16 protein-coding genes and 1 tRNA gene are annotated in these 16,957 nt (G+C 55.8%); 11 read left to right on the plus strand and 6 right to left on the minus strand.

Going from position 1 to position 16,957, the window contains the following annotated elements; all coding sequences use genetic code 11:
- Nucleotides 1-99: 99 nt before the first annotated feature.
- From PGR79_RS14985 to PGR79_RS14995, 3 genes are all read right to left on the minus strand, one after another.
- Nucleotides 100-591: a WbuC family cupin fold metalloprotein gene (locus PGR79_RS14985; protein WP_213794328.1), complete on the minus strand. Its 492-nt coding sequence runs from the start codon at nucleotides 589-591 to the stop codon at nucleotides 100-102.
- A 499-nt stretch (nucleotides 592-1,090) separates the two neighbouring features.
- Nucleotides 1,091-1,162: transfer RNA gene (locus PGR79_RS14990), tRNA-Arg, on the minus strand.
- Between the two features lie 74 nt (nucleotides 1,163-1,236).
- Nucleotides 1,237-2,148 carry a formate/nitrite transporter family protein gene (locus tag PGR79_RS14995; protein WP_113374306.1) on the minus strand — a complete coding sequence of 304 codons (912 nt, stop codon included), beginning with the start codon at nucleotides 2,146-2,148 and terminating at the stop codon, nucleotides 1,237-1,239.
- Between the two features lie 247 nt (nucleotides 2,149-2,395).
- On the opposite strand from PGR79_RS14995, the gene mlaA reads away from it, so the two are divergent.
- Nucleotides 2,396-3,157 carry a phospholipid-binding lipoprotein MlaA gene (gene mlaA / locus PGR79_RS15000; protein ID WP_045376992.1) on the plus strand — a complete coding sequence of 254 codons (762 nt, stop codon included), beginning with the start codon at nucleotides 2,396-2,398 and terminating at the stop codon, nucleotides 3,155-3,157.
- Between the two features lie 65 nt (nucleotides 3,158-3,222).
- On the opposite strand, the gene fadL is transcribed toward mlaA, so the two are convergent.
- Nucleotides 3,223-4,545 (minus strand): long-chain fatty acid transporter FadL, encoded by a 1,323-nt coding sequence (fadL, locus tag PGR79_RS15005; protein ID WP_045376989.1) that lies wholly within the window; start codon nucleotides 4,543-4,545, stop codon nucleotides 3,223-3,225.
- Between the two features lie 371 nt (nucleotides 4,546-4,916).
- On the opposite strand from fadL, the gene PGR79_RS15010 reads away from it, so the two are divergent.
- From PGR79_RS15010 to sixA, 4 genes are all read left to right on the plus strand, one after another.
- Nucleotides 4,917-5,201, plus strand: a complete 285-nt coding sequence (locus PGR79_RS15010) for a YfcZ/YiiS family protein (protein WP_113374307.1) — start codon at nucleotides 4,917-4,919, stop codon at nucleotides 5,199-5,201.
- A gap of 159 nt (nucleotides 5,202-5,360) precedes the next feature.
- Nucleotides 5,361-6,671, plus strand: coding sequence for an acetyl-CoA C-acyltransferase FadI (fadI, locus tag PGR79_RS15015; RefSeq protein ID WP_213794331.1), 1,311 nt, complete (start codon nucleotides 5,361-5,363; stop codon nucleotides 6,669-6,671).
- Nucleotides 6,671-8,815: a fatty acid oxidation complex subunit alpha FadJ gene (fadJ, locus tag PGR79_RS15020; RefSeq protein ID WP_113374309.1), complete on the plus strand. Its 2,145-nt coding sequence runs from the start codon at nucleotides 6,671-6,673 to the stop codon at nucleotides 8,813-8,815. Before fadI ends, fadJ begins: the two co-directional genes overlap by 1 nt.
- A 210-nt stretch (nucleotides 8,816-9,025) precedes the next feature.
- Complete coding sequence (sixA, locus tag PGR79_RS15025) at nucleotides 9,026-9,511, plus strand: phosphohistidine phosphatase SixA (RefSeq protein ID WP_045391518.1); 486 nt, start codon at nucleotides 9,026-9,028, stop codon at nucleotides 9,509-9,511.
- 25 nt (nucleotides 9,512-9,536) lie between these two features.
- Here the strand turns inward: sixA and smrB are convergent, their stop codons facing one another.
- Complete coding sequence (gene smrB, locus PGR79_RS15030; RefSeq protein WP_101705203.1) at nucleotides 9,537-10,088, minus strand: endonuclease SmrB; 552 nt, start codon at nucleotides 10,086-10,088, stop codon at nucleotides 9,537-9,539.
- A 166-nt stretch (nucleotides 10,089-10,254) separates the two neighbouring features.
- On the opposite strand from smrB, the gene prmB reads away from it, so the two are divergent.
- Genes prmB through PGR79_RS15060 form a run of 6 tightly spaced genes read left to right on the plus strand, consistent with a single transcriptional unit; the run spans nucleotide 10,255 to nucleotide 14,812 of the window.
- Nucleotides 10,255-11,187 (plus strand): 50S ribosomal protein L3 N(5)-glutamine methyltransferase, encoded by a 933-nt coding sequence (prmB, locus tag PGR79_RS15035; RefSeq protein WP_026612250.1) that lies wholly within the window; start codon nucleotides 10,255-10,257, stop codon nucleotides 11,185-11,187.
- Nucleotides 11,188-11,227: 40 nt separating this feature from the next.
- Nucleotides 11,228-12,313: a chorismate synthase gene (aroC, locus tag PGR79_RS15040; protein WP_213794333.1), complete on the plus strand. Its 1,086-nt coding sequence runs from the start codon at nucleotides 11,228-11,230 to the stop codon at nucleotides 12,311-12,313.
- A 3-nt stretch (nucleotides 12,314-12,316) separates the two neighbouring features.
- Complete coding sequence (mepA, locus tag PGR79_RS15045; RefSeq protein WP_015706180.1) at nucleotides 12,317-13,141, plus strand: penicillin-insensitive murein endopeptidase; 825 nt, start codon at nucleotides 12,317-12,319, stop codon at nucleotides 13,139-13,141.
- Nucleotides 13,141-13,950, plus strand: coding sequence for a sulfite exporter TauE/SafE family protein (locus PGR79_RS15050; protein ID WP_087860092.1), 810 nt, complete (start codon nucleotides 13,141-13,143; stop codon nucleotides 13,948-13,950). The genes mepA and PGR79_RS15050 overlap by 1 nt, the downstream gene beginning before the upstream one ends.
- The gene (locus tag PGR79_RS15055; protein WP_063422045.1) at nucleotides 13,950-14,498 is read left to right on the plus strand and encodes an elongation factor P hydroxylase; all 549 of its coding nucleotides are present in this window, start codon (nucleotides 13,950-13,952) and stop codon (nucleotides 14,496-14,498) included. The genes PGR79_RS15050 and PGR79_RS15055 overlap by 1 nt, the downstream gene beginning before the upstream one ends.
- A 32-nt stretch (nucleotides 14,499-14,530) precedes the next feature.
- Nucleotides 14,531-14,812, plus strand: a complete 282-nt coding sequence (locus PGR79_RS15060; RefSeq protein ID WP_045391507.1) for a YfcL family protein — start codon at nucleotides 14,531-14,533, stop codon at nucleotides 14,810-14,812.
- Nucleotides 14,813-14,922: 110 nt separating this feature from the next.
- Here the strand turns inward: PGR79_RS15060 and mnmC are convergent, their stop codons facing one another.
- Nucleotides 14,923-16,911, minus strand: coding sequence for a bifunctional tRNA (5-methylaminomethyl-2-thiouridine)(34)-methyltransferase MnmD/FAD-dependent 5-carboxymethylaminomethyl-2-thiouridine(34) oxidoreductase MnmC (gene mnmC / locus PGR79_RS15065; RefSeq protein ID WP_430921949.1), 1,989 nt, complete (start codon nucleotides 16,909-16,911; stop codon nucleotides 14,923-14,925).
- Nucleotides 16,912-16,957 lie beyond the last annotated feature (46 nt).

A 16,957-nucleotide genomic window follows, 5' to 3' on the forward strand; every position in this document is an offset into this window, starting at 1 on the left:
AATAAATTACTCTAAAACTGAATGCGTTAGATGTTAATGATTGTATCGATAAAAAAAGACGCCGCAGCGCCTTTTTATAATAATCATCGCAGGCTCAAATTAGCGAGCACTCTTCTGAAGAGTAAAACCGCCATCCCCCACCTGGGCCGTGGCATACCACGCCATTAATTCCTCGGTACCCGGCGCGCCTTCGGCTGGCGCCCATGGCGCGGAATCTTGTTCGGCTACCGGCTGATAGCCTCCGTGCTTGACTTCAAAGATGATACCGCCGCAATCGAGCGACAATACCGCATGCCAGGTGCCGGCCGCCATTTCCAGCGCCGTGCACTCTTCGCCTAATACTACACGCTGGGTCACGGTCCCTTGTTCATCGAAGTTCAGCACCACAAAACGGCCGCTTAACGGCAGCAGCAGCTCAAAAGTATGAGGATGACGGTGTGGGCGAATGTAGGTTCCCGGCTCCATGGCAATGGCCAGACGCTGTACCGGATCGCTTAATTCCGGATGAAAATTCCGATGCGCCCGTAGACGGGGAGCCGCGGCTGCTGCTGCGCTCTGCTGCTGCATATCACTGATGGTGATTTGTTTCATGTATACCGCCTGCTAAAACTGATAACAAAGGCTTACGCCCGTTGGCACGACTCAGGTATCGGGAGTTTTGCGCGAAACAGCGCAGATTCCTCTCCCGGTTGCCTGATTATGCACATTCAGCGCCATTAGCATAGGGTGATTCATCAATTTCATATTGATGAATATATTTAAGTGATTTCTTATTTTTGCAGTGGTGTTGCTTAATTTTATCTCATCTCAATCATTATTCTTTTCTTGTTGGCGAAGGTGTGTGGCATAAAAAACGGGGAATAAATGATGTATTCCTTCTTCCGTGGTAACGCGGTTTTTTATCTCTAAGATGGTTAAGGGCATAAGTGTCCCTCCTGAAGTTTTAACAGGTAAAGGGTAACAATCAGGGACACTTTTACGTGTGTTTAAGATGCTGTTCCGTAGAAATGCGTATGCGTGGAATTTGGCGTTAAGTCTTATGTGACGTGGGTTTTGAGGGGGGAACTGGCAGAGGGGTAATCGTTAGGATTGTCCCCTGCAGGAATCGAACCTGCAACTAGCCCTTAGGAGGGGCTCGTTATATCCATTTAACTAAGGGGACAAGGCGGCGGGATTATAGCGTTTTTTCCGCCGCCCGTTAAGCGCATTGCGATTAATTGCTTAATTTGCAGCCGTTTAGCCCTTTTTATCTGCTTCGGCCTTCGCTTTGGCTTTCTGTTCCTGGGTCATGTCGTTGCGAATCTGGGCGTGGCTTAGCAGGGCGAAGATAAAGGTGCCGCCGCAAATGTTGCCGGCGAGCGTCGGCAGCGCGAACGGCCAGAAGAACTCCTGCCAGGGCAGGGCGCCGCTGAAAATCAGATAGAAAATTTCCACACTGCCGACGACGATATGCGTGGTATCCGCCAGCGCAATCAGCCAGGTCATCAGGATGATGACGATGACTTTCGCCGAGCCGGCTGCCGGGAACATCCAGACCATTGTCGCCACCAGCCAGCCGGAAATAATCGCGTTGGCAAACATTTCGGTTGGCGTGTTTTCCATTACTTTCTGGCTGATGCTGTTAAACGCCTCACGAGTGGCGTCATCGAAAATCGACATGATATTAAACGCCCAGGCGGCGATAGCCCCACCCAGTAAATTACCTAATAACACCACGCCCCACAGGCGCAGCAATAGCGCAATATTACCGGCGCTGGGTTTATGCATAATCGGCAGTACGGCGGTGACGGTATTCTCCGTAAACAGCTGCTGGCGGGCGAGAATGACGATAATAAAGCCAAAGGTGTATCCCAAATTCTCCAGCAGATAACCACCGGGCAGGGCGCTGAGGTGAACGTGAAAAATTCCTTTGGCGACCAGCGAGGCGCTTATCGATAAGCCGGCGGCAATCGCTGACCACAGTAGCGCCATAGCATCGCGCTCGAGCTCCTTTTCACCCTCCTGGCGAATCACCTCATGTGTAGCCATTGCCTGCGAAGGCAGACGCTCTTCATCCACTTCTATTTTCTCGCCATGTTGCTTCTCTTCGCTTTCAACTTCTCGTTCATCGCTATCATGTGTGCCGGTGGCGGTATTTTGTCGGGTCATGGCTGCTCTCCCTTTGTATTTGTTACTAAGCGTAGAGAGAAATCAGCGCGGCGGCACAGGATATGCTCCTAAATTCAGCGCAATGGCAAGAATAGCAATACGAATATTGCAAAATATGTATAGAATCGGGAAGCTACATTGATGCCAAAGAAGGCTATGCTGAAAGCAGCTACCCAACGATAAAATGCTAATGGGGGCGCCGTCCCGGATGCCTCCAGCGATAGCCAGAATTAACAGGGAGAAACCTATGAATTATCGCCTGTCGGCGCTTGCGCTTGGCGCCACATTGCTGGTGGGATGCGCCAGTTCCAGCACTGACGATCGGTCGCAGGGGCGTTCAGATCCGCTTGAAGGGTTTAACCGTACCATGTTCAACTTCAACTTTAATGTCGTTGATCCTTATGTACTGCGCCCCGTTGCCGTCGCCTGGCGTGATTATGTGCCGCAACCGGCGCGTAATGGTTTAAGCAACTTCACCAGCAACCTTGAAGAACCGGCGGTAATGGTCAACTCCTTCCTGCAGGGCGATCCCTATAAAGGCATGGTGCATTTCACTCGCTTCTTCCTTAACACCATTCTTGGGATGGGCGGCTTGATCGACGTGGCCGGTATGGCGAACCCGCAGCTGCAGCGCGTTGAACCGCATCGTTTCGGTAGCACGCTGGGCCACTACGGCGTGGGCTACGGCCCGTACGTACAGTTACCGTTCTACGGCAGTTTCACCCTGCGTGATGAGGGCGGCGACATGGCCGATGGTCTGTATCCGGTACTCTCCTGGCTGACCTGGCCGATGTCCATCGGTAAATGGGCGGTAGAAGGGATTGAAACCCGCGCTCAGCTGCTGGATTCCGACGGCCTGCTGCGCCAGTCTTCCGATCCGTACATCCTGATGCGTGAAGCCTATTTCCAGCGGCACGACTTTATCGCCAACGGCGGTAAGCTGACACCGGCAGATAACCCGAACGCGCAGGCGATTCAGGATGAGCTGAAAGATATCGATTCGCAGTAATCCACGCGGGTCAGAAAAGAAAAAGGGTGAACATGATGTTCACCCTTTTTTATATCGTTTGCTTATCAGAAGCGGTAGTTGAAGTTCGCGCCGTACAGCCAGGCAGTACCTTCAGAACGGAAGGTGTAAGGACCTTCTTTAATTTCTACGTGCTGACCGTGCATGTAAGAGACACCAACATCCACTGAAGCATCTTTATTGAACGCGTAGGTGGTACCGGCGCTCAGCCACAGGCGATCCTGATCCGGGATAGAGATGGAGCGGGTGCCAGCCGGGATCGGGCTATCATCGAAGGCGATACCGGTACGGAAGGTCCAGTTATCGTCATAATAATAGGTGGTACCCAGCGCGATGCGGTAAGCATCTTTAAAGCCTTCATCTTTATAGAACAGCGTCTGGCCATTGCTGCCGGTGGCCTTCAGCTCCTGGAACTGGCTCCAGCTGGTGTAGGTCAGGCTATAGTGAACCGCCCACTGCGGCGCGACGCGGTTATAACCCGACAGCTCCCACATCTCCGGCAGATTGAGGGTCAGCGCACCGTTAGTGGTACGGCCATCGGTACCGGCCGGTAGACCGAAGTTGCCGAGGATCTGGTTATACGCGGACGGCAGATCGCTCTTATAGTTGCCGTCAAAGTCGATTTTAACTTCAGAGCGGTAGGTGAAACCGTAGCGGTTGTTTTTGTCCAGCTCATACAGGATACCGGCGTTCCAGCCGAAGCCCCATTCGTTGCCGTTCAAATGCGCAATCTGAGTGTCGGCAGGGATCTGCGAGACCCGGCCAGCCAGCGCTGGCGGCAGCTTGCCGGAACCGGCAACGATCTGTCCTAAATCACCGGCGTAGCGTTCGATTTTCGCTTTCGCATACACCGCATCAAACCCTAAACCAAAGCTCCAGTTGCTGTTCAGGCGATAGGCGCCGCTTAAATTGAGGTTAACGGTGGTGAGATCGGTTTTACCACCCATACTGCCGGCAGCATAGTCATCAGCGAATTCAGTCGCGAGACCATAGTTAGAGGTAATAGATGCGCCCCAACCAAACTGATCGTTAATTGGCGAAACAAAGTGGAAGTTTGGTACCCATGCCGTTGGGGCAATATTGTCTGCATTCAGACTTTTACCGGTCGGCGAGGTACCAGAAACATTAACGTCCGGGTCGACGAAGACGGCGCCTGCCGACATCATCGGGCGGTCAAACATCATGATTAACGCGGGGTTACGGCTGGCGTTGCCCGCATCGTCAGCGATTGCCCCTTCACCGGAATAGGCACGACCAAGGCCGGATGCAGAGAATTCATTTAACTGGAATCCTGCGGACCAGGCTTGGGTTGAAACAAGTGCTACAGCCACTGCAAGGGCAGATTGGGTAAAGCGGGTTTTCTGGCTCATGCCCATAACCTCATTGAGTTATTTTTATTTAAACTATGTTACATGCCGTAACAGAAGCGCGAAGTGTAGGGTCTGCTTTACGACAGAGAAATCAGACCAGTGGCCTGAGTATAGGTCTGACCAGATGAGTTGTTGCAAGTTTGTTTATAAGATTTTTCAATTGTGATAACAGAAACGCGATCCAGCTGGCAAAATTGCCCCGGTGCGTCATATCCAATTTGGGGCATTTTTGTTTTGGATCATTTTTAAGTGTGATTTCTGTCACTTAAACGTTTTCCTGCCATTAACAACTGGAGGGCGAACGAGGGCGGGCGTAAAATACGCACATTATTTGTCTGGCACCGAAGGTGCATATACAGAGGAAATCTACGATGAGTAAATGTAGCGCTGATGAAACCCCGGTTTGCTGCTGTATGGATGTTGGCACCATTGTGGACAACACCGACTGCACCGCCTCCTACAGCCGCGTGTTTGCTAACCGCGCTGAAGCGGAAGCGACGCTCGCCGCGCTGAGCGAAAAAGCCCGCAATGTGGAGTCTGAACCGTGCAAAATTAACTCGACGTTCACCGACGTTAACGGCGGCGTGCAGCTGAATATCGATTTTGTTTTTAGCTGTGAAGCGGAATCGCTGATCTTCCAGCTGGGTTTACGTTAATCCTCTCTCGTAACGCCTCTTTCCAGAGGCGTTATCTTTTCTATTCAATGTGTTTTGGCTCCCACTTTTTCTCTTCCCCGATTGGCTTAATGTAAAAAATTAGTTAAGACTAGTTATCAGGTCAGACCACTTGGTTTTATCGGTTAACAGGGGAGAGTTATGAGTCAGGCATTACCGCTTATCACCCGTCAGGGCGATCGCATTGCCATTGTCAGCGGTTTACGTACCCCATTTGCCCGTCAAGCGACGGCGTATCACGGCGTTCCGGCCGTTGATCTGGGAAAAATGGTCGTCGGCGAAATGCTGGCGCGCAGTGAAGTTCCCCCGGAAGTGATTGAACAGCTGGTTTTTGGCCAGGTCGTGCAGATGCCGGAAGCGCCGAATATTGCTCGAGAAATTGTCCTTGGCACCGGAATGAATGTGCATACCGACGCCTATAGCGTCAGCCGCGCTTGCGCCACCAGTTTCCAGGCGGTAGCCAATATTGCCGAAAGCCTGATGGCCGGCACTATCCGCGCGGGCATTGCCGGCGGCGCTGATTCCTCCTCCGTTCTCCCCATCGGCGTGAGTAAAAAACTGGCCCGCACCCTGGTGGATGCCAATAAAGCGCGCACGCTTGGTCAGCGGCTAAAACTCTTTTCCCGCCTGCGTTTGCGCGATCTTTTACCGGTGCCGCCTGCGGTTGCGGAATATTCAACCGGTCTGCGGATGGGCGACACCGCTGAACAGATGGCGAAAACCTGGGGCATCAGCCGTGAAGATCAGGACGCGCTGGCGCTGCGTTCGCATCAGCTTGCCGCCCGCGCCTGGGAAGAGGGAAAACTGGCCGCCGAGGTGATGACGGCCTATGTGCCGCCTTATCGCGAGCCGCTGGAACAGGACAACAATATTCGTAAAAATTCAACCCTGGCGGATTACCAGAAGTTACGTCCGGCGTTCGATCGTAAACACGGCAGCGTGACGGCAGCAAACAGTACGCCGCTTACCGACGGCGCCGCCGCGGTGATCATGATGACCGAATCCCGGGCCAAAGAGCTGGGGTTAACGCCGCTGGGCTATCTGCGTAGCTATGCTTTCACCGCTATTGATGTCTGGCAGGATATGCTGCTGGGCCCTGCATGGGCGACTCCGCTGGCGTTGGATAGGGCGGGAATTACCCTTGCAGACCTTACGCTAATTGATATGCATGAAGCTTTCGCCGCGCAGACGCTGGCGAATCTACAATGTTTAGCCAGCAATCGTTTCGCCCGGGAAGTGCTAGGCCGTTCACAGGCAACCGGGGAAGTCGATGCCAGCAAGTTCAACGTGCTGGGCGGCTCTATCGCCTACGGACACCCCTTTGCGGCGACCGGCGCGCGCATGATTACCCAGACGTTGCATGAACTCCGGCGCCGCGGCGGCGGATTTGGTCTGGTTACCGCCTGCGCGGCGGGTGGTTTAGGTTCCGCTATGGTTCTGGAGGTCGAATAATGGAAGCGGCAACAGCTTTTACGCTTGAAATTCGTCCGGATAACATCGCCGTTATCACCATCGACGCGCCCGGCGAAAAGATGAATACCCTGAAAGCCGAGTTCGGCGGCGAGGTGCGGACGATTATCCGTCAGCTCCGTGAGAACAAAGCGCTGCGCGGCGCCGTATTTATCTCCGCTAAACCCGACAACTTTATCGCCGGCGCCGATATCAACATGATTGCTCGTTGTACCAGCGCCGCAGAAGCCGAAGCGCTGGCGCGCCAGGGCCAGCAGATCATGGCCGAGATCAACGCGCTTTCTATCCCGGTGATTGCCGCCATTCACGGCGCCTGCCTTGGCGGCGGCCTGGAGCTGGCGCTGGCCTGTCATGGGCGAGTCTGTAGCGATGATGATAAAACGCGTTTGGGATTGCCGGAAGTACAGCTGGGGTTGCTACCGGGCTCCGGCGGCACTCAACGCCTGCCGCGGCTGATTGGCGTCAGTACGGCACTCGAAATGATCCTCACCGGTAAACAATTGCGTCCGCGTCAGGCGTTGAAAGCCGGGCTGGTGGACGATGTTGTCCCGCAATCGATATTGCTGCGGACCGCGGTTGAGCTGGCGCTACAGGGCCGGCCGGCGAGCCGAACTGTACCGGTGCGCGAACGGGTACTTGCCGGGCCTCTGGGGCGTCAGCTGCTGTTCCGCATGGTGGCGAAAAAGACCCGGCAAAAAACGCAGGATAATTACCCGGCGGCAGAACGTATTTTACAGGTGATAGAAAACGGGCTGGCGCACGGCTGCAGCAGCGGTTACGCCGAAGAGGCGCGAGCGTTTGGCGAACTGGCGATGACGCCGCAATCGCAAGCGTTACGTTCTATTTTCTTTGCCAGTACCGATCTGAAAAAGGATCGTGGCGCCGAGGCTGACCCCGCTGCGCTGAATAGCATCGGTGTGCTAGGCGGCGGTTTAATGGGGGGCGGTATTGCTTACGTCACCGCCTGTAAAGGCGGGCTGCCGGTACGCATAAAAGACATTCAGGCGAAAGGCATCAATCATGCGCTTAAGTACAGCTGGGATCTGCTGGATAAGCAGGTGCGTCGCCGCTATCTGCGCGCCAGTGAACGCGATCGTCAGCTGGCGCTGATTTCCGGCGCTACGGATTATCATGGCTTTGCCCATCGCGATGTGGTCATCGAAGCGGTGTTTGAGGATCTGGCGCTCAAGCAGCAGATGGTGGGCGAGATCGAACAATGCTGCGGGCCGCAGACGATCTTTGCCTCCAATACCTCATCGCTACCGATCGGCGAGATCGCGGCTCAGGCCGCCCGGCCAGAGAAGGTAATTGGTCTGCACTTTTTCAGCCCGGTCGAAAAAATGCCGCTGGTTGAGGTTATCCCGCACGCAACGACCGATGAGCAAACCATCGCCACGGTGGTGAAGCTGGCGAAGTTGCAGGGGAAAACGCCGATCGTGGTTGCCGACCGTGCCGGTTTTTATGTTAACCGTATTCTGGCGCCCTATATCAATGAAGCCATGCGCCTGCTGCTGGAAGGTGAGCCGGTCGAACATATTGATAATGCATTGGTAAAATTTGGTTTCCCGGTTGGACCTATTCAGTTGCTGGATGAAGTCGGCATTGATACCGGCACTAAGATTATCCCGGTACTGGAGAGCGCTTTTGGTGAACGTTTTAGCCCGCCTGCAAACATCATTGACGCGATTTTGAAGGACGATCGCAAAGGGAGAAAAAATAATCGCGGTTTCTATCTTTATGAGACAAAAAGGCGTAAAAGCAAAAAACGGGCTGACCCGGCTATTTACCCATTATTGGCAGTAGCAAGTCCGCAGGCGCGTTTGTCTGCTCAGCAGGTCGCTGAACGCTGCGTGATGATGATGCTCAACGAGGCGGCGCGCTGTTTTGATGAACAGATCGTGCGCAGCGCGCGTGATGGCGATATTGGCGCCGTTTTTGGTATAGGTTTTCCGCCGTTTCTCGGCGGCCCGTTCCGCTATATGGATAGCCTCGGCGCGGGTGAAGTCGCCGCAATCTTGCAGCGTCTGGCCGCACAGTACGGCCCTCGTTTTTCTCCGTGCGACACCTTATTGCGCATGGCCGAGCAGGGGGCGACCTTTTGGCCCACTAGTGAACGGACGACCTAAGTTATGGTCAAAAGAAGGTAAATCCAACGTTGGCTGGCGCTGTTGATTGGCGGTTTTGTAAACAAATATTGACTATACTTACGCCATTGAGGTAAAAAACAGCGTTTCATTCGTTGGATGGATCAGGCACAATGCCCGGCCACCGGGTCGCCTGCGTATTGTTTACGCAGAGCGAGTTGCGGTGATTCTGGTTAACAAAAGCGGTGCAATATGCAAGTTTTTATCATGCGTCACGGCGACGCTGCCCTCGATGCAGCCAGTGACTCCGTTCGTCCCTTAACCGTTTGCGGTTGTGACGAATCTCGTCAGATGGCAACCTGGCTGAAAGGTCAAAAAGTGGATATTGAGCGGGTGCTTGTCAGCCCTTACCTGCGTGCAGAGCAAACTCTGGACATAGTAGGGGAGTGCATGAACCTGCCGAAAGATGTCGACGTGATGCCGGAACTCACGCCATGCGGCGATGTTGGGATGGTTAGCGCTTATCTTCAGGCGCTGGCGAATGAAGGCGTGAAAACGGCGCTGGTCGTTTCACACCTGCCGCTGGTGGGGTACCTCGTCTCAGAGCTGTGCCCGGGGGAAACGCCCCCGATGTTTACTACTTCAGCGATTGCCTGCGTCACCCTCGACGCCGACGGCAAGGGCGAATTCACCTGGCAGATGAGCCCCTGCAATTTGAGAATGGCGAAAGCCATCTAAGGCTTTCCCCCCTCGGAGCTTCCGCTTACGGAAGCTCCGGCGGCAACCACTCTTCAACTTCAATCAGTACTAATAGCGCGGCATCGCCGCCGTACTCTTTTGGTGCCTGATGGAACGCCATAATATGCGGATGTTGCGCCAGCCACAGCGGCGTTTGCTGCTTGAGGATATGTTTGCCGTGTCCGTGCATCACGCAGGCGCAGAAGATATGTTCGCGGCGGCAGGCGGCAATCAGCGCGCCTAATTCTTGTTTCGCCTGCTGCTGGGTTAAACCGTGCAGATCGAGAAACAGCTCCGGCGAATAGTCGCCGCGGCGCAGCTTTTTCAGCTCAAAATGGCTGACATCCGCGCGCACGTACTTCATCGCGCCTTCCGTATTGAGCAACGGCTGAAATTCGTCGGAAAAATAGTGGCTGTTATCCACCTGTTCCTGCAGCAATCGCTTAGGCGGAACCTCGCTGAGCTTCTTGCGCTGCGGGCGGTGTACGATAGTGTCCTGTTTAATTTGCCGGGTGCCGGTCATTAGCTGGCGGAACAGCGCCTGATCCTCCGCGCTTAGCGGTGTTTTCTTTTTCATTGCCCAATCTCACTATTTCTTTTCGCTAGTTTACCCGACTCGCCCGCGCTTCAGGCAAGGAAAACCTATTTTTCCCCACTCCGGCTGCGCAAGAATGCTGATTTATCGCCGCCGTCGTGGCAAACTAGCCGCCGAATTTATAGCAGAGCGTGCCCTGGAGGATTGCGTGGATAAAATTTTTGTTGATGAAGCGGTCAATGAGTTGCAGACCATTCAGGACATGCTGCGTTGGGCGGTAAGTCGTTTTAGCGCCGCCAACATCTGGTACGGTCATGGTACCGATAACCCGTGGGATGAGGCCGTACAGCTGGTATTACCCTCGCTGTACCTGCCGTTAGATATACCGGAAGATATGCGCACCGCGCGCCTGACTTCCAGCGAAAAACATCGTATCGTCGAGCGCGTGATTCGCCGCGTCAACGAACGTATTCCCGTCGCTTACCTGACCAACAAAGCGTGGTTCTGCGGACATGAATTCTATGTCGATGAGCGCGTGCTGGTACCGCGCTCGCCGATTGGCGAACTGATCAATAACCAGTTCGCCGGGCTGATAAACCATAAACCGCAGCATATTCTCGATATGTGTACCGGGAGCGCCTGCATTGCCATCGCCTGCGCCTATGCCTTCCCGGAAGCCGAAGTCGACGCTGTCGATATCTCCCCGGACGCGCTGGCCGTTGCGGAACATAACGTTGAAGAACATGGCCTGATTAACCAGGTTACGCCGATCCGCTCCGATCTGTTCCGCGATCTGCCAAAGCTGCAGTACGATCTGATCGTGACCAACCCGCCGTACGTTGATGAAGAAGATATGGCCGATCTGCCCGATGAATATGAGCACGAGCCGGTTCTGGGTCTGGCTTCCGGTAGCGATGGCCTGAAGCTGACGCGCCGTATTCTTGGCTGCGCGCCGGATTACCTCAACGATGACGGTATTCTGATTTGTGAAGTCGGTAACAGCATGGTACATCTGATGGAGCAGTACCCGGACGTGCCGTTCACCTGGCTTGAGTTTGATAACGGCGGTGATGGCGTCTTTATGCTGACTAAACAGCAGCTCATTGACGCACGCGCGCATTTCGGCATTTATAAAGACTAAAAAAACAACACGCAAACATAACGAAAAGAACGGAGCCGTGATGGCAGGAAATACAATTGGACAACTTTTTCGCGTCACCACCTTCGGCGAATCGCACGGCCTGGCGCTGGGCTGCATCGTCGACGGGGTGCCGCCAGGCATACCGCTGACCGAAGCCGACCTGCAGCACGACCTGGATCGCCGTCGCCCTGGGACATCGCGCTACACCACCCAGCGCCGCGAACCGGACCAGGTGAAAATCCTCTCCGGCGTCTTCGAAGGCGTGACCACCGGCACCAGCATTGGCCTGCTGATTGAGAACACCGATCAGCGTTCCCAGGACTACGGCGCTATCAAAGATGTGTTCCGTCCGGGACATGCGGATTACACCTACGAGCAGAAATATGGCCTGCGCGACTATCGCGGCGGCGGGCGTTCGTCTGCGCGTGAAACCGCGATGCGCGTGGCGGCCGGGGCGATTGCCAAAAAATTCCTCGCGGCCAAATTCGGTATTGTGATCCGCGGCTGCCTGACGCAGATGGGCGATATTCCGCTGGCTATCAAAGACTGGGATCTGGTTGAGCAGAACCCATTCTTCTGCCCGGATCCGGATAAAATCGACGCGCTGGATGAACTGATGCGCGGCCTGAAAAAAGAGGGCGACTCTATCGGCGCGAAGGTGACGGTCGTGGCTGACGGCGTACCGCCGGGTCTCGGCGAGCCGGTATTCGACCGCCTGGATGCCGATATCGCCCACGCGCTGATGAGCATCAACGCGGTGAAAGGGGTAGAAATCGGCGATGGTTTTGAGGTGGTTAAACTGCGCGGCAGCGAAAACCGCGACGAAATCACCAAAGCCGGCTTCCAGAGTAACCACGCCGGCGGCATTCTTGGCGGTATCAGCAGCGGCCAGCAAATCGTTGCTAACATCGCGCTGAAGCCGACCTCCAGTATTACCGTTCCCGGTCATACGATTAACCGCTTCGGCGAAGAAGTCGAGATGATCACCAAAGGGCGTCACGATCCGTGCGTCGGCATTCGCGCGGTTCCTATCGCCGAGGCCATGCTGGCTATCGTGTTAATGGATCATTTTATGCGTCAACGCGCGCAGAATGGCGACGTGACGACATCAATTCCACGCTGGTAACCGATGAAAAATACCGTTATCGCACTGCTGGCGCTTTTGGCCAGCACCGCCAGCCTGGCGGCGACGCCGTGGCAGAAAATATCCCAGCCGATTAGCGGCAGCGCCCAGTCTATTGGCGCGTTTGCCAATGGCTGCATCGTCGGCGCCCAGCCGCTACCGCTAAACTCCCCTGATTACCAGGTGATGCGTACCGATCAGCGTCGCTACTTCGGCCACCCGGATCTCGTGCAGTTTATTCAGCGACTGAGTTTGCAGGCGCACAATAAAGGTATGGGGACGGTGCTGATTGGCGATATGGGCATGCCTGCCGGCGGGCGCTTTAACGGCGGCCACGCCAGCCATCAGTCGGGCCTGGATGTTGATATTTTCCTGCAACTGCCGCAGACCCGCTGGACCTCCGCGCAACTGCTGAAACCACAGGCGCTGGACTTAGTCGCCCGCGATGGCAAGCGGGTGGTACCCTCACTGTGGAGCCCGCAAATCAGCAACCTGATTAAAATGGCTGCGGAAGATAACGATGTGACGCGTATTTTCGTCAATCCGGCTATCAAACAGCAATTGTGCCTCGATGCCGGTAACGATCGCCAATGGCTACGCAAAGTCCGCCCGTGGTTCCAGCATCGCGCCCATATGCACGTGCGCCTGCGCTGCCCGGCGGGCAGCCTCGAGTGCGAAGATCAAGCGCCGCCGCCGGCTGGCGATGGCTGCGGAGCCGAGCTGCAAAGCTGGTTTGAACCGCCTAAACCTGGGTCAACCCCACCTGTGAAGAAGACGCCGCCTCCGCTGCCGCCTTCCTGCCAGGCGCTACTGGATGAGCATCTTCTCTAATGGATAGTTTTGCCGAGCTGTTTATGGTTTCGCCAATGGTGCTGGTGGCGCTCTTTTTTGTCGCGATTCTTGCCGGATTTATTGATTCCTTAGCCGGCGGCGGCGGGTTGTTAACCGTCCCGGCGCTGATGGCGGCGGGTATGCCGCCCGCTCAGGCGTTGGCGACCAACAAGTTACAGGCCTGCGGCGGTTCCATTTCCGCGACGCTCTATTTTATCCGTCGTAAGGTAGTGAATCTCGCCGATCAGAAACTCAATATTCTGATGACTTTTATCGGCTCGACGGCGGGCGCGCTGCTGGTGCAGCACGTGCAGTCCGATATTTTGAAGCAAATCCTGCCGCTGCTGGTGATTGGCATCGGGCTGTACTTTTTGCTGATGCCTAAGCTCGGGGAGTCCGATCGTCAGCGTCGCCTGTATGGCTTGCCGTTCGCGCTGGTCGCTGGCGGCAGCGTGGGTTTCTACGACGGTTTTTTTGGCCCCGGCGCCGGTTCGTTTTATGCGCTGGCCTTTGTGACGCTCGCCGGGTTTAATCTCGCGAAATCAACCGCTCACGCCAAACTGCTAAACGCCACCTCTAATGTTGGCGGCCTGCTGCTGTTTATTATTGGCGGCAAAGTGATTTGGGCCACCGGTTTTGTGATGATGGCCGGACAGTTTATCGGCGCTCGCGCCGGTTCGCGGCTGGTGCTGAGTAAAGGACAGTCGCTGATTCGGCCGATGATCGTCATCGTCTCCGCGGTGATGAGCGCTAAACTTCTTTACGACAGCCACGGGGCTGAGATTTTGCAGTGGTTGGGAATTCACTAATGCAACAGCAACACCATTATCAGCAGTTGGTCGAGATCTTCGACGGCTGCTTCGCCGATGATTTTAATACCCGTCTGATTAAAGGCGACGACGAACCGATCTATCTTCCTGCAGATAGCGAAGTGCCATACAACCGGATCGTGTTTGCTCACGGCTTTTACGCCAGCGCGCTGCACGAAATATCCCACTGGTGTATCGCCGGCAAGGCGCGGCGCGAGCAGGTGGATTTTGGTTACTGGTACTGCCCGGACGGCCGCGATGCGATGACGCAAAGCAAGTTCGAAGACGTCGAGGTCAAGCCACAGGCTTTTGACTGGTTGTTCTGCACGGCGGCGGGATTTCCGTTTAACGTCAGCTGCGACAACCTCGAAGGCGACTTTGAGCCTGACCGCATCGCCTTTCAACGGCGAGTGCATGCTCAGGTGATGACCTATCTGCAAGAGGGGATCCCTGAGCGTCCGGCACGCTTTATTCGCGCGCTGCAACAGTATTATCAAACGCCGCCGCTGACGGCAGAACAATTTCCGTGGCCGGAAGACCTGCACTAAAGCCACGTTCTACAAATGAAAGAGGAAAGACGATGATCGCGGAGTTTGAATCACGCATTCTGGCGTTAATTGACGATATGGTAGACCACGCCAGTGATGACGAACTGTTTGCTGGCGGTTATCTGCGCGGCCACCTGACGCTGGCGGTGGCTGAGCTGGAAGGGGAAGGGGAGCACTCGGCACAGGCGATTAACGACAAAGTCGCCAGCAGCCTGGAAAAGGCCATCAGCGCAGGCGAACTGTCGCCGCCGGATCAGATTCTGGTGCAAGGGATGTGGAATAACCTGTACCAGCAGGCGAAAAATCAGGCCTGATAAATGATGTCATCCGGATGAGGCGTTAGCCGACATCCGGAAACTCTCCCCGGTGGCGCTGCGCTTACCGGGGCGACTAAACTCTAGCCGGGATAAAGCGCAAGCCGGCGTTATTTTACCGCTTTTCCCTTCAGCAGTTTTCTCACCCATAGCCGATTCGGATTTAGCGCCGCGAGGGTTTCGCTATCCAGCGGCAGCGGTTCTTCACTCATCTGCGCGGCCAGTAGTTCGGCGCTCAATGGCGCGGTGCACAGCCCACGTGATCCCAATGCCGCGAGCATAAACAGATTGTGGTAGACCGGCGCGCTGTCGACATTTTCCTGCTGTTCGTGAAGCGTGGCGTACTGCGTCAACGTTTTCTCATAATCCGGAACGTTGCCCACCATCGGCAGGTGATCGCGGGTGGCGCAGCGTACGCCGCAGCGGGCGTCGTTGCCGCTAACATCCACCTCTTTTGCCCATGCCGCCTGCGGGAAACAATCAATCAGGCGCTGGCGATTTTGCCACTGATCTTGGGCGCTGAAATCGGTATCCGTCTTGCCGCGATGATAGCTGGCGCCAATACAATGTTGCTGATTCGTGGGATTCTGCGGCGTCAGATAGCCGTCATAGCATAACACCTGGCGCAGGGCGGAAAGCCCCGGCGTGGTGGGGATATGGCTAACCTGGCCACCGACCGGATAAGCCGGCAACTGCCCGGTCTGGGCAAAATCAGTCAGGCGATGTCCGTTCGCCAGTACTACCGCCTGATGACGATGCTGCTGATTGAGCAACCAGCCGTCGCCCTCCGCGCTGAGCGTTTCGACGGGATAGCCGTAGTGGCTGCGTAGTCCCTGCGTCGCCGCGAGCGACAGCAATTCTGCCGTCAACTGCTGCGGGCACAGCCAGCCGCCGGCCGGATAGGTGATGCCGCCGCAGCCGGTATCAACGCCGGTAAGTTCAGCAACTTGCTCCGCCGTTACCGCGCGGGCGACCTCTTCTGGTAAATCTGACGCCAGCATTTGGGTGATTTTCTGCGTGCTTTTTTCATCCCAGGCGAGTTGGGTTACGCCGCACCATTGATGATCGAATTCCACTGGCAACGCGTCGTAAACGCGGCGCGCGAAAGTGAACGCCGCCGGGAAAAAGCGCGCCAGCGAAGGGTCGTGCTGGCTTAATAGCGGATACAGCGCGCCCTGGCGATTGCCGGATGCGCCGCTGGCGGGCGCATCGTCAGCGCAGTACAACGTCACCTGCCAGCCGCGGCGCAGCAGCGCTAGCGAGAGCAGGGCGCTGGCGACACCTCCGCCGATTACCGCCGCTTCGCGCGATTGACTACCGCTGCGGGCAAACCATGGCGTCCGCGCCAGCGTCGGAGTGGCGGCGGTCAATTCGCCGATTAACATTTCGCGCTTGCGGCCAAAGCCTTTGCGCTTTTGCATGCTAAAGCCGGCCTCCTGCAGCCCGCGGCGCACGAAGCCTGCGGAGGTAAAGGTCGCCAGCGTGCCGCCGGGGCGGGCCAGGCGCGCCATGGCGGAAAACAGTCCCGGCGTCCACATATCCGGATTTTTCGCCGGCGCGAAGCCGTCGAGGAACCAGGCGTCGACCTGGCGGTTGAGCGAATCATCAAGCTGGTCGGTAAGCACGTTGATATCGCCAAACCATAAATCCAGCGTGACGCGGCCATCGTCGAGCAGCAGGCGGTGGCAGCCCGCGATTGGCAGCGGCCACTGCGCCTGTAGCTGTTCAGCCCATGGCGCCAGTTCCGGCCAGTGCTGGTGCGCCAGGCGCAGGTCGTCGGCCTTCAGCGGAAATTTTTCAAAACTGATGAAATGTAATCTTTGCAGCGTAGCCTGCGGATTATCGCGACGAAAAACAGCAAACGCCTGCCACAGCGTCAGGAAATTGAGCCCGGTGCCGAAGCCGCTCTCCGCGACGATAAACAGCGGACGCGGGTGGGTTGGGAAACGGCTATCAAGCTGGTTGCCGTTGAGAAAAACGTAGCGCGTCTCTTCCAGACCGTTGTCATTAGAAAAATAAACGTCGTCAAAATCTCGGGAAACAGGTGTACCCTCAGCGTTGAATTCCAGGTTGGCGGGTTGTATGGCGTTTTGTTTCACGTAAGTTACTCGAATCACAAGGCGTAGCGCGATCTTAACGATGTGT

Origin of the sequence: Klebsiella sp. 141161 (assembly GCF_050600815.1) — a bacterium.
Lineage (GTDB): Bacteria > Pseudomonadota > Gammaproteobacteria > Enterobacterales > Enterobacteriaceae > Klebsiella > Klebsiella aerogenes.